This is a genomic window from Variovorax sp. OV700 (genome assembly GCF_900099805.1).
GTDB lineage: Bacteria > Pseudomonadota > Gammaproteobacteria > Burkholderiales > Burkholderiaceae_C > Variovorax.
Genome location: NZ_FNDR01000002.1, coordinates 168,110 through 180,328 on the forward strand (window position 1 = coordinate 168,110; position 12,219 = coordinate 180,328).

Annotated in this window: 11 protein-coding genes; all 11 read right to left on the minus strand. The window is 66.6% G+C overall.

Annotation, left to right across the window (positions count from 1 at the left end):
* Positions 1-102: 102 nt before the first annotated feature.
* The 11 genes from BLR24_RS04375 to BLR24_RS04425 all read right to left on the minus strand — a co-directional run bounded on the left by BLR24_RS04375 (position 103) and on the right by BLR24_RS04425 (position 12,209).
* Entirely contained in the window at positions 103-399 is a 297-nt protein-coding gene (locus BLR24_RS04375; protein ID WP_093013276.1) for a hypothetical protein, read from the minus strand.
* 67 nt (positions 400-466) lie between these two features.
* Entirely contained in the window at positions 467-1,123 is a 657-nt protein-coding gene (locus BLR24_RS04380) for a dihydrofolate reductase family protein (RefSeq protein WP_093013279.1), read from the minus strand.
* A 270-nt stretch (positions 1,124-1,393) separates the two neighbouring features.
* The gene (locus tag BLR24_RS04385) at positions 1,394-2,509 is read right to left on the minus strand and encodes an NADH:flavin oxidoreductase/NADH oxidase (RefSeq protein WP_093013282.1); all 1,116 of its coding nucleotides are present in this window, start codon (positions 2,507-2,509) and stop codon (positions 1,394-1,396) included.
* 18 nt (positions 2,510-2,527) lie between these two features.
* Positions 2,528-3,616, minus strand: coding sequence for a LacI family DNA-binding transcriptional regulator (locus BLR24_RS04390; protein ID WP_093013285.1), 1,089 nt, complete (start codon positions 3,614-3,616; stop codon positions 2,528-2,530).
* Positions 3,617-3,660: 44 nt separating this feature from the next.
* Entirely contained in the window at positions 3,661-5,259 is a 1,599-nt protein-coding gene (locus BLR24_RS04395) for a GMC family oxidoreductase (protein WP_093014666.1), read from the minus strand.
* Positions 5,260-5,261: 2 nt separating this feature from the next.
* A complete protein-coding gene (locus BLR24_RS04400) occupies positions 5,262-6,662 on the minus strand; it encodes an FAD-binding oxidoreductase (protein WP_093013288.1) in 1,401 nt (466 codons plus the stop codon).
* Positions 6,659-7,474 (minus strand): shikimate dehydrogenase family protein, encoded by an 816-nt coding sequence (locus tag BLR24_RS04405; protein ID WP_093013291.1) that lies wholly within the window; start codon positions 7,472-7,474, stop codon positions 6,659-6,661. Before BLR24_RS04405 ends, BLR24_RS04400 begins: the two co-directional genes overlap by 4 nt.
* A 5-nt stretch (positions 7,475-7,479) precedes the next feature.
* A complete protein-coding gene (locus BLR24_RS04410) occupies positions 7,480-8,925 on the minus strand; it encodes an aldehyde dehydrogenase family protein (RefSeq protein WP_093013294.1) in 1,446 nt (481 codons plus the stop codon).
* A gap of 24 nt (positions 8,926-8,949) precedes the next feature.
* The gene (locus tag BLR24_RS04415) at positions 8,950-9,729 is read right to left on the minus strand and encodes an SDR family oxidoreductase (RefSeq protein WP_093013297.1); all 780 of its coding nucleotides are present in this window, start codon (positions 9,727-9,729) and stop codon (positions 8,950-8,952) included.
* A gap of 1 nt (position 9,730) precedes the next feature.
* Positions 9,731-10,435: an ABC transporter ATP-binding protein gene (locus tag BLR24_RS04420; RefSeq protein WP_093013300.1), complete on the minus strand. Its 705-nt coding sequence runs from the start codon at positions 10,433-10,435 to the stop codon at positions 9,731-9,733.
* The gene (locus tag BLR24_RS04425) at positions 10,419-12,209 is read right to left on the minus strand and encodes a branched-chain amino acid ABC transporter ATP-binding protein/permease (protein WP_093014670.1); all 1,791 of its coding nucleotides are present in this window, start codon (positions 12,207-12,209) and stop codon (positions 10,419-10,421) included. Before BLR24_RS04425 ends, BLR24_RS04420 begins: the two co-directional genes overlap by 17 nt.
* Between the last annotated feature and the right edge of the window lie 10 nt (positions 12,210-12,219).

Below are 12,219 nucleotides of genomic sequence, written 5' to 3' on the forward strand. Positions count from 1 at the left end.
TGCTCCACAAAAGAGGACCGGCGCCAGAGGATCGGGCAAGAAATGCAGCGAAGTGCGCAATCCAGGCGCGAGCGGCGACGGCCATGCCCGTGTCTTGCCGAGCTAGCCGATCTTCGGCAGCCCGAAACCAAACCCGAAGGCCGCGCCGCTTTTCTTCTTGGCTTCTTCGAGCTCTGGCTCCGGTTCGGACTCGTCTTCACGCGGGCCCACGTCGAGATCCTCGATCATCTGCTGCAGTTCGACGAGGCCCCCCGCCATCGCGGCCTTGTAGGTCTTCATGGATCGCGCCTGCTGGCCCAGCACCTGCCAGCCCTCCTCTCCGAGTTCGACCAGGCGCCAGCGGAAGGCGCCCTCCTTGTCTTCAAAGACGGTGACGGCGATGCTTCGGAGTGATGGCATGGGGTGACGGCATGGGGTGATCGCGGTGTCGGACGCGGCGCTGCCTGGGCGCTTCGATCCAGTCGCATCAACGCGCACTGCGGCGCAGGAACACATGCGTGGCGCGCTCGCCTGCCACCTGCCGTTCGCAGCTATAGCCCAGCGCCGGCAGGTCCAAGCCTGCGAACAGCGCCTCGCCCTTACCCAGCAGCACCGGCCGCATGGCCAGGTGCAGTTCGTCGATCAGCCCGGCCTTCAAATATTCGCGCACGGTAGCCACGCCGCCACCCACGCGCACGTCGCGCGCGCCTGCGGCAGCTCGCGCCTGCGCCAGCGCATCGTGGATGCCGCCGGTGACGAAATGGAAGGTGGTACCGCCCTGCATTGTCAGTGGCGCGCGGGCATGGTGGGTCAGCACGAAGACCGGCACGTGGTACGGAGGCTCGTCGCCCCACCAGCCTTTCCAGCTCTCGTCGGGCCAGGGTCCGCGCACCGGCCCGAACATGTTGCGCCCGAGGATCCAGGCACCCATCTCGGCGAAGCCTTGTTCGGCGATTTCGTTGTCGACGCCGGTCTCGCCGTTGGCCTCGCCCGTCTTTTGAATCTGCTGCCAGACGCGCGTGGGAAAGAACCAGTCCATGAGTTCGGGACCGCGAACACCCAGCGGGTGCTCCAGGCTCTGGTCTGGACCGGCGGCGAAGCCGTCGAGCGAAACGCCGAAGCTGCGCACGAGCAATCGGGTCATGGATCGTCTCCTGCAAGAAGAGCCTCAGTTTAGCGCCGGCGGCGCACGCCGTTACGTTACTACCTGGAACCGACGAGCTGCCTGTCGATGCGCACGAGGCCACGGAGAAACTCAGATTGAGGAATTCCAACGCCAAGCGCTGATCACCCCCCGCCCGCATGCATCTGTCACGCGGCACTTCCTAAAAGCAGCATTGAAGCGATGCAATCGGCGGGAATAGTAGGTCGAAGCGCGCCAATCACCGCGTTTTTAACGCGATGTCGTTCCGCACTATCTCTGCCCGAACGCCGCGCCTTTGAAGAGATCCTGGTACTCGCGCGGCTGCGACCGCCAGTACTGCCTGGGCGCAAACACATGCGCCCCGAGCTTCGCGGCGGCATGCCAGGGCCAGCGCGGGTCGTACAGCATCGCCCGCGCCAGCGAGACGGCGTCGGCCTCGCCGTTGGCGATGATGCTTTCCGCCTGCTCGGCCTCGGTGATCAGGCCCACGGCGATGGTGGGAAGGCCGACCTCGGCTTTCACGCGCTGCGCATAGGGCACCTGGTAGCCGGGGCCCAGCTTGATGGCCTGCTGGGGCGAGACGCCGCCAGTCGACACATGCACGGCCGCGCTGCCGCGGGCCTTCAGCGCGTGGGCCAGCGCCAGCGTGCCCTCGATGTCCCAACCGCCCGGCACCCAGTCGGTGGCTGAGACGCGCATCCACACCGGCTTGTTCGCGGGAAACTCGGCCCGCACCGCGTCGAACACCTCCAGCGGAAAGCGCATGCGGTTCTCGAGGCTGCCGCCATATTCGTCCTCGCGGTGGTTCGCGATCGGCGAGAGAAACTGATGCAGCAGATAGCCATGAGCCCCGTGCACCTCGATGCCATCGAAGCCCAGGCGTGCAGCGCGACGTGTGGCGGCCACGAATTCATCGCGCACGCGCCGCAGTCCGTTGCGGTCGAGCGCCGTGGGCACGTCTTCGCCTTGCGCATGCGGCACGGCACTGGGTGCTTCCGTTTTCCAGCCGCCGGGGTCGCCGGGACGGATCTGCACGCCGCCCTCCCAGGGCGCCCGGCTCGATCCCTTGCGGCCGGCGTGCGAGAGCTGGATTGCCAGCGCCATGGGCGAATGCGCGCGCACGGCGTCCAGTGCGCGGCGCAAGGCCGCTTCGTTCGCGTCGGAGTACAGGCCGAGGTCCTGCGGCGAGATGCGGCCTTTTTCCGATACCGCCGTGGCCTCGAGGATCAGCAGCCCCGCGCCGGAGAGCGCGAGATGGCCCAGGTGGATCATGTGCCAATCGGTGGCGCACCCTTCCTCGGCCGAGTACTGGCACATCGGCGCAATGACGATGCGGTTGGGCAGGTCGAGGACGTTCAACGACCACGGCTCGAAAAGTCGGCTCATTTGCAACTACTCCTTCTCTTACGTACTGGGGCTGCCCACCGGCGTTTTGCTGCGCGTTTGTGCGGCGTGCCACTCCTGGCCAGGTTGCACCGGCTTCGGCGCCGCCAGGCTTTCCCTGACGATCACGCGCGTCTCCAGCGGCTGCGCCGCCTGGACCGCCTTTCCTTCCAGAAGCGCCACCACCCGGTGCGCGGCAAGCACGCCGATCTGTTCCGTCGGCACCTTCACCGTCGTCAACGGCGGCACCACGATGGCGGCGTGCTCGATGTCGTCGAAGCCGGTGATCGACAAATCTTCGGGGACCCGGATCCCCCGGCGGCGGCATTCGTCGATCGCGCCAATGGCCTGCAGGTCGGTGCCGCAGATCAGCATGGTGGGTGGGACGGGCTGGCTTAGAAAGATCCGCACCGCCTCTCGTCCACCCTCGAAATTGAACGGCTGCTCGGTAACAAGTTCCGCGTCGAGCGAGAGCCCCGCAGCCTTCAGCGCGGCGCGGGTTCCCGCCGCCCGCGCGCGGGCCCGCTCGTTCGTCTGCTCAAAACCGTTGCACAGCGCGATGCGCTTGTGGCCTGTTTTCACGACCAGCGACGCGAGTTCGAAGGCGGCGTCGTAATAAGAAAATCCCACGCAATGCGGATAGTGCGAACCATCGATGGACCACGTCATCACGTAAGGCAGCGCATATTGCCGGGCCAGTTCGAACACCTCGCTCGAATGGTCGGTGCCCACCAGGACCAGCGCATCCACGCCGCGTTCGACGATGGTTCGGAGCAACTCGATCTCGCGCTCGGGCTTGTACTCGTGGCTCGCCACCAGGAGCTGGTAGCCGAACTTCCACAGCGTTTGTTGCAGTTCGTGGATCGCGACCGAAAAGATCGGGTTGCTCAAGGTCGGATAGATCGTCGCCACAGTGCGGGTGCGGCGTGATGCCAGCGCCTGGGCAGCGCCGTTGCGAACATAGCCCAGCTGCGAGACCGCGTGCCGCACCTTCTCCAGCGTGGCCGGCTTCACCTGTTCCGGCATCGACAGCGCGCGGGAGGCGCTGCCAAGCGATACGCCGGCAAGCCGGGCCACGTCTTCAAGGGTCGAGCGTCTTTCGGCAGTCATCGCAGTGCACAGATCATTGAAAAACCTTGGGGCGCTCGTTCGCATTACCGGTGGGAAGCATCCTCCAGGATCAGGTCGGCCGCCTTCTCCGCCACCATCATGACGGCTGCCTGAATGTTGCCCGAGACCATGCGGGGCATCACGGAGGCATCGACGATGCGCAGTCCGCTCATGCCGCGCACTCTCAAGCGCAAATCGACCACCGCCGCATCGTCCTCTCCCATGCGGCAGGTGCCGATGGGATGATAGATCGTCTGCCCGTTCTGGCGCGCGAACGCGAGCCAGTCGGCATCGGAGCGAACCTCGGTCCCGGGACTCATCTCCTCGACCACGTGGCGCCCGAGGGCAGGACGCCCGACGATGCGCCGTGCGATCTGCATGCTGCGCACCATGCACTCCTGATCGACCGGGCTCGACAGAAAATTCGGCCGGATGGACGGCCCGGCGGACGGGTCGCGGGATTTGATGTGGATGGTGCCGATCGATTCGGGCCGCAGCTGCGTCACGCCGATCGTCATGCCGGGCAATTTGTCGAGCACGCGCTCGGCGGCATTCGCATAGCTTGCGTGCATAAAAAAATACTGCGCGTCGGCCGTCGCCATCTCGGGCCTGGTCTTCACGAAGGCGTTCACCAGACCCGTACCGAGCGTGAGGATGCCGGTTCGCCGTGCGTAGTATTCCGACACGGCGAGCCCAAGGCGCCAGCTGCGCGACATCTCATTCAGCGTGACGGCCTCCTTCACCCGCCAGTTCATGCGTGTGCAGAAATGGTCGATGTAGTTCTCGCCCACGCCGCGCAGGCCGTGGCGCACCGTGATGCCATGCGACTGGAGCAGTTCGGCGCGGCCGATGCCCGACAGTTCGAGCAGTTGGGGGGACTGGATCGCGCCGGCGGCCAGAACAACCTCCACCTGCGCCTTGACCGTGCTCTCAACGCCGTTTCGGCGGTAGGTCACGCCGGTGCAGCGTTTGCCGCTGATCTCCAGGCGCAACACATGCGCATGGGTCACGACGGTGAGGTTCTTGCGCTTGAGTGCGGGCCGCAGATAACCGTCGTAGACGCTCCAGCGTTTCCCGCCGCTTTGCGTCACCTGGTAGTAGCCCACGCCCTCCTGGCGCCCGGCGTTGTAGTCTTCGTTGAAGGCGAGTCCGTCTTCCTGCGCTGCCTTGACGAAGGCATCGGAAATGGGGAAGCGTTCGCGCACCTGCGCGAGCTTCATCGGCCCCTCATGGCCGCGCGTGGGGCCGCCCTTGTCGTAGTTCTCCAGCTTGCGGAAGTAGGGCTCGACGTCTTTCCATCCCCAGCCGCGCGCGCCGGCGTCGCGCCAGGCGTCGTAGTCGCCGGCCTGGCCGCGCACATAGACCATGCCGTTGATGAGCGTGGAGCCGCCCAGGCCCTTGCCGCGCGGCACCGCGATCACGCGTTGGTTGGTGTTCTCTTCGGCCTCGGTCTGGAAGCGCCAGTTGTACTGGGTGTTGGTCAGCAGCTTGCTGAAGCCGGCCGGAATGTTGATCCACATGCTCGCAGGCTCTCCGCCGGCTTCGAGCATGAGCACGCGGTGTTGCCCGGAGGCGGTCAGCCGGTTCGCCAGGATGCAGCCGGCCGTGCCGCCGCCGACGATGACGTAGTCGTAGGGTTCCATGTTCACTGTGCCTCGGGAGCTGGGGCCATCACCTTGCCGGGATTCATCAGCCCCGCTGGGTCGAGCGCCGCCTTGACGCGGCGTGCCAGCTTCAGCTCTGCCGCCGAGCAGCACCGTTCGAGTTCGCTCACGCGGTACTGCCCAATGCCGTGTTCGGCCGAGATGCTGCCCTGGTGCTTCACGACCAGGTCGTGGACGAGCGCGTTCAACGCGGGGCCGTCGCTCGAGGCCGGAACGACCACGTTGTAGTGGATGTTGCCGTCGCCCGCATGTCCGAAGGCATTGATGCGCGAGCCGGGAAACGCGAGCGCTACCGCAGCATCGGCCTCGCGCAGGAACGCGGGAATGCCGGAAATGGGCACGGACACGTCGTGCTTGAGCGAACGCCCTTCGCGCGATTCGGCTTCGGTGATAGATTCGCGCAGCAGCCAGAGCTCGCCTTCCTGCCGCTCCGATTCGGCGATGACGCCGTCCGTCGCATCGCCCTCTTCGAGAACCATCGCAAGAAGCCCTTCCACCGCATCGCGCAGGCCGGGAAGGCACGAGCTCGCTTCCATCAGCACGAACCATTCCGAGGGCGCCAGCGGCGTCTTGAGGCCCTGGTGGCGCTCGACCAGTTCCAGCGCGGCGCCGGACATCAGCTCGAACGCGTTCAGCGTCTCGCCGATCTGCTGCCGCGCCACGCGAAGCACCTTCAATGCGGCGTCGGCATCGGGCACAGCCAGCAGGGCCGTGACGCGATGGAGCGACTGCGGTGCGAGCTGCAGCACTGCCGCCGTGATGATGCCGAGCGTGCCTTCGGTGCCGATGAACCACTGCTTCCAGTCATAGCCGGCGTTGTCCTTGCGCAGGCGGCGCAGGCCGTTCACGATCTCGCCATCGGCGGTCACCACCTCGAGGCCGAGCACCCGCGCCCTCGACATGCCATGGCGCAGCACGTTCGTGCCGCCGGCGTTGGTCGACAGCACGCCGCCGATCTGCGCGGAGCCTTCCGCCGCCAGGCTGATGGGCAGCATCAGGCCAGCGGCCGCCGCGGCCTCCTGCGCGGTCTGGAGAATGCAGCCGGCCTCGACCTCCATCGTTTCGCCGAGAACGTCGATGTCGCGGATGGCGCGCATGCGTGCGAGCGAGAGCACCACCTGCCGGCCGCTGCCGTCGGGCGTCGCGCCGCCGGAGAGACCGGTGTTTCCGCCGTGTGGCACGACTGCGATGCCCTCGCTCGCGCAAAGGCGGATCACGCCCGCGACCTCGTCGGTCGTTCGCGGCAGCACGGCGCAGCGCGCCTGGCCCTTGAACACATGGCGCCAGTCCACGTTATAGTTTTCGAGGTCGGCCGGGTCGGCCAGCACGCCGCGTTCGCCGACGATGGCGCGGAGCGCCTCCAGGAGTTGCACGTCGGTCATGTTCCGCTCGCCTCCTCTGCCGGCACGCCCATGAACACGGCCATCAGCGCGATCTGGCTCGCCAGCATTGGCGCGCCGTGGTGCACGCGGCAGCCTTTCGCGCGCGCCGCCTGCAGCAGCGGCGTTTCGGCGGGCTCCATGATGATCTCGGCCACGATCTGATGGGCCCAGAGGCGGTCGGTGTTCAGCGGCAGCGCATCGCCGTCGCGCAGGCCGAGCGATGTGCCGTTGACCACCAGATCGTGCTGCGACGGATCGTCGGTTCCAAGCTCCATCGCCAGGCCGGGGAAATCTTCTTTCAGGCGGGCGATGAGTTCCTCGGCCTTGGCCGGCGTACGGTTTGCCACCGTGAGGCGCAAGACGCCAGCCTGCGCAAGCGCATAGGCGATCGCACTCGCGGCGCCGCCTGCGCCTGCAAGATAGGCGGTGAGACCCGCGGGCTCGATGCCCGCGCTGCGCAGGCCCGCGACAAAGCCTTCGCCGTCGAGCATGCCGCCGACCAGGCGGCCGTCCGCGGTCCGGCGCACCACGTTGACGGCGCCGATCCGCTGCGCGGCTGGCGTCAGCTCGTCGCACAGCGCGGGCATGGCCGTCTTGTGCGGCACGGTCACGACGAAACCGCCCAGGTTATTCATGCGGCGCAGCCCCTTGACCATGGCGCCAAGGCCTTCCGAGTCCACATGGATCGGCACCATGACGCCGTCGAACTTGCGCGCGTCCAGCAGACGGTTGATGCCCTGCGGCGTCTTCACGTGATGGATCGGGTCGGCCAGGATGCCGAAGATCCGCGTGTGTCCAGTGATGTCGGTCATTTTTTTCAGGCCTGCGTGTAGGTGGTCTTGACCGCGGTGTAGAACTCGCGCGCATAGGCGCCCTGTTCCCGCGATCCATAGCTCGAGCCCTTGCGGCCGCCGAACGGCGCGTGGTAGTCCACGCCGGCCGTCGGCACGTTCACCATCACCATGCCGGCGGACGAGTTGCGCTTGAAGTCGCTCGCGTGCTTGAGCGAGGTCGTACAGATGCCGGAGGAAAGGCCGAACTCCGTATCGTTGGCGACGGCCAGCGCCTCGTCGTAGCTCCCGACGCGGATGACGCTGGCTACCGGGCCGAACACCTCTTCGCGGTTCACGCGCATCGCGTTGTGGGTCTCGACGATCAGTGCGGGCGACAGATAGAAGCCCTGGTGCTCGCGCTCCAGAAGCTCGCCGCCCGCGGCCAGGCGGCCGCCTTCTTCCTTCGCGTTGGCGATGTAGAAGCAGTCCTGTTCCAGCTGGTCCTTCGAGGCGACGGGCCCGATGTCGGTGCCGTCTTTCAGCGCGTGGTCCGTGCGCAGGCCGGCCATGCGCTCGACCATGGCAGCAACGAAGCGGTCATGAATGCCGTCCTGCACGATGAGCCGGCTGGAGCCGGTGCAGCGCTGGCCGGTCGAGAAGAACGAGCCGTTCACTGCCACCGAGACCGCCTGTTCCAGGTCTGCATCGTCGAGGATCACCAGCGGGTTCTTGCCGCCCATCTCCAGCTGCACCTTGGCACCGCGCTCCATGCACCGCAGGCCGATCTGCCGCCCGGTACCCGTGGAACCCGTGAAGGTCATTCCGCGCACCTTGGGCGAGTTGACCATCGCGTTGCCGACCTTCGAGCCCGCGCCCATCACCAGGTTGAAGACGCCCGCGGGCAACGCGCCCGCGCGCACGATGATCTCGGACAGCGCCCAGGCACTGCCGGGCACCAGGTCCGCGGGTTTGAAGACGACCGTGTTGCCGTAGGCCAGCGCGGGCGCGATCTTCCATGCGGGAATCGCAATCGGAAAGTTCCACGGCGTGATGATGCCGATGACGCCTTCGGCTTCGCGCACCACGTCCACCTCCACGCCGGCGCGGATCGACGCGAGCTTTTCGCCGCCCAGGCGCAAGGCCTCGCCTGCGAAGAACTTGAACACGCGGCCCGCGCGCGTCGCTTCACCGATGCCTTCGGCCAGCGTCTTGCCCTCTTCGCGCGAGAGCAGGCGGCCCAGCTCTTCACGGCGCGCGAGGATCTCGCTTCCAATGCGGTCGAGTGCGTCAGAGCGTTCTTCCGCCGTCTTTCGCTGCCAAGGAAGCCGCGCCTCGAACGCCGCATCGATCGCCTGGAGCACCTGCTTCTCGTCGGCGCGGGCGTATTCGCCGACGACGTCGCTGGTGTCCGAAGGATTGATGTTGCGGTTCACGTCCGCACCGGCGAGCCATTCGCCGGCAATGTAGTTCGCCTTGAGTTCTGAAGTCATGATGGGTCCAAAATGATTCGAGGGTCAGGTCATCAGCCAGCCGCCGGCGACATCGACCACCTGGCCGGTGATGAAGTCGGACCTCGACGAGCTGAGGAAGAGGCAGGCATCGGCCACTTCGACCGGCTTGCCAAGACGCCGCAACGGGGTGACGCGGATCACGGCATCGTTGGCCTCGCGCGGGGCGCCGGCCACCATCGGCGTGTCGATGCGGCCGGGGGCCAGCGCATTGACCGTGATTCCGTGCGGGCCCAGTTCGCCCGCGAGATGGCGCGTCATGCCGATCAACGCCGCCTTGGTGGTTCCGTAGTGCGCAGCCACGATGTCCAGGTAGGCCTTGCCCGCGACCGACGACATCGACACGATGCGCCCGAACTTGCGATCGACCATGCCGGGCGTGAGCCGCCGCACGAAGTTGAAGACGCTGTGAAGGTTGACGTCGACCACCCGGTGCCATTCGGCAGGCTCCATCTGCCAGATAGGCACCGGCTTGCCCGCATGCTTGGGCGAGATGCCGGCGTTGTTGACCAGCGTGTCGATGGGGCCGAGCGCGGTTTCGATGGCGGTGCATGCGGTCTCGCACTCACCGAAACTCGCCACGTCGGCCTGGGCGAAGTGGACGCGATGGCCCGCGGCACCCAAGCGCGCGGCCAACACCTGGCCGGACGTCGCATCAAAATCCACGAGCCCCACTGCCGCGCCGTCGGCGGCATAGCGTTCCGCAATCGCCGCGCCGATGCCGCCCGCGGCGCCCGTGATGAGAACGACGCGCTCGCGGTGTTCTCGTTTTTCAGATGCATTCATGTCAATGCCCCAGGTAGGCGCGCCGCACATGCGGGTTGGCGAGCAGCTCGGCGCCGGTGCCCGTCAGCGTGATGGTGCCGTTCTCCAGCACGTAGCCGCGGTCGGCCAGCTTCAGCGTGTGAAAGACGTTCTGCTCGACCAACAGCACGGTGGTACCGCGCGATGCCACCAGTCGCACAACGTCGAACATCTGCTCCACCAGCAGCGGAGACAGGCCGAGCGAGGGCTCGTCCATGATCAGGAGCTTGGGCTCCGCCATCATGCCGCGCGCGATTGCCACCATCTGCTGCTCGCCACCCGACAGCGATCCGGCGAGCTGCGGCAGCCGCTCCTTCACGCGCGGGAAGATCTTCAGCACTTCGTCCAGGCGCTGTTCCCGCCCCTGGCGGGCCGTGTGCTTGTAGGCGCCCATCAGCAGGTTCTCGCGGACGGTGAGAAACGGAAACAGCTGCCGGCCTTCCGGCACCATGGTGATGCCGAGTTCGACGATCTCGTGCGGCGCCCTGCCCGACAGCTTTGCACCTTCGAATTCGATCGTGCCGCCGGTGGCGGGAATGAGACCGCACAGCGCCTTGAGCGTCGTCGTCTTGCCCGCGCCGTTGGCGCCGACCAGCGTCACGACTTCGCCCTTCTTGACGTCGAGCGAGACGCCGCGCAAAACTTCGCTCTTGCCGTAGCCGGCACAAATATCACGCAGCTTGAGCATCGAGGTACCCCTTGCCTAGGTAGGCTTCAATCACCGCAGGATCATTGACCACATCGGCCGGCTTGCCCTCCTTGAGCAGCCTGCCGGCATTGATGACGATGATGCGGTCGGACAGCGCCATGGTCGCCTGCATCAGGTGTTCGATCATGAGAACCGACACGCCCGAGTCGCGGATCTTGCGGATCATGGCGATGGCGCGCGTCACGTCGGTCGGGTTCAGTCCCGCGAGCACCTCGTCGAGCAGCAGCACCTTCGGCCCCGTGGCAAGCGCGCGCGCCACTTCGAGCCGCTTCATGCCGCCGACGGTCAGACCGCGCGCCTCGTGGTCCAGCAGGGCCGTCAGGTCGGTCAGCTCGGCTACCTCGCGTGCAATAGCCTCGGCCTCCTCGGCGCTCTGCGTGCGCATGAAGGCGCCGAGCATGATGTTTTCGAGCACGGAGAGCCCGGAGAACGGCTGCACGATCTGGAAGGTGCGCCCCACGCCTGTCTGTGCAAAGCCTTCGGGCGAGCTGGGACTGGTCCATTCGCCGTTGGACTTCCGCACCTTGACCGTGCCGGCATCGGGCGCGATGAAGCCGGACAGCTGGTTGAAGACGGTGGTCTTGCCGGCGCCGTTCGGCCCGATCACGCCGAGGATCTCGCCTTCATGCAGGGTCAGCGACACGTTGTCGGTCGCGAGCAGGCCACCGAAGCGCTTCTGCAGGCCTTCTGCGACCAGCAGCGGTTGCCCCCTGGAGGTGCTCGCCACGCGGCTCGCCACCTGCTTCGGCCCAGGCGCGGGCCGGCGATGGCGCGAACCCGGCAACCGGTCGATCAACGCCAACGCGCGCCCGCCCAGATGGCCCACCAGACCGCGCGGGAAGAACAGCACCACGAGCACCAGCACCACGCCGTATACGAAGCCGTGCGTGCCGTTGCCCAGCCCGCTGAGCCAGCCGCGCGACAGTTCGGCCGCCGGCAGCACCAGGATCGTTCCGAGCAGCGGGCCGGCCACGGTGCCGAGCCCGCCGATCAGGGCGAACATCGCGATCTGGATCGAGAGCTCCAGCGAGAAGGCGGCCGAAGGCTCGATGAACGTCAGGTACATCGCGTGGAACGAACCAAGGATGCTGGTCAGCGCGGCGGAGATCACCGCGGCCGCGATCTTGACCTTGACCGCGTTGATGCCCACCGCCCGCGCGGCATCTTCACGCTCGCGCACGGCAATCAGGTAGAAGCCGAAGCGCGAGTAGCGAATCAGCCAGCTGATCCACAGCGTCACGACCAGGAAGCCGAAGGCGATCGCCAAGTAGGCCCACTTCTCGCGGAAGATCATCCACTGGATGCCGATGTTGAGCGGCACGTTCAGGCCGGCCGATCCGCCCGTGACGCCTTCGAAGTGCACGACGAGCAATCGGCACACTTCCAGGAATGCGATGGTCGCCAACGCGAAGAATGGGCCCCGCAGGCGAAGCGTCGGATAGGCGATCACGAGCGACGCGGCAACGGCGACGATGGCGCCGCCGAACATGCCGATCCACGGCGACAGGCCGAAGTGGATGACAAGCATCGTCGCCGCATAGCTGCCGATGGCATAGAACACGGCGTGCCCGAGAGACAGCTGCCCGGCGTAGCCGCCGACGATGTTCCAGGCCGTTGCCAGCGCACCGAAGATGCAGACCTGCACCGCCAGGTGATAGACGAAGGGCGAGTTGATCACCAGCGGCGCGGCCAGCAGCGCGAGGAGCGCCGCCGCACCGATGTACGCACGCGGATGGGTGAGTCGGGGAAAGATCATGCTTGCA

Bases quoted from the DNA above. Each gene is read 5' to 3' on its own strand.
- BLR24_RS04375 (WP_093013276.1), bottom strand. From the start codon at position 399: ATGCCATCACTCCGAAGCATCGCCGTCACCGTCTTTGAAGACAAGGAG.
- BLR24_RS04380 (WP_093013279.1), bottom strand. From the start codon at position 1,123: ATGACCCGATTGCTCGTGCGCAGCTTCGGCGTTTCGCTCGACGGCTTC.
- BLR24_RS04385 (WP_093013282.1), bottom strand. From the start codon at position 2,509: ATGAGCCGACTTTTCGAGCCGTGGTCGTTGAACGTCCTCGACCTGCCC.
- BLR24_RS04390 (WP_093013285.1), bottom strand. From the start codon at position 3,616: ATGACTGCCGAAAGACGCTCGACCCTTGAAGACGTGGCCCGGCTTGCC.
- BLR24_RS04395 (WP_093014666.1), bottom strand. From the start codon at position 5,259: ATGGAACCCTACGACTACGTCATCGTCGGCGGCGGCACGGCCGGCTGC.
- BLR24_RS04400 (WP_093013288.1), bottom strand. From the start codon at position 6,662: ATGACCGACGTGCAACTCCTGGAGGCGCTCCGCGCCATCGTCGGCGAA.
- BLR24_RS04405 (WP_093013291.1), bottom strand. From the start codon at position 7,474: ATGACCGACATCACTGGACACACGCGGATCTTCGGCATCCTGGCCGAC.
- BLR24_RS04410 (WP_093013294.1), bottom strand. From the start codon at position 8,925: ATGACTTCAGAACTCAAGGCGAACTACATTGCCGGCGAATGGCTCGCC.
- BLR24_RS04415 (WP_093013297.1), bottom strand. From the start codon at position 9,729: ATGAATGCATCTGAAAAACGAGAACACCGCGAGCGCGTCGTTCTCATC.
- BLR24_RS04420 (WP_093013300.1), bottom strand. From the start codon at position 10,435: ATGCTCAAGCTGCGTGATATTTGTGCCGGCTACGGCAAGAGCGAAGTT.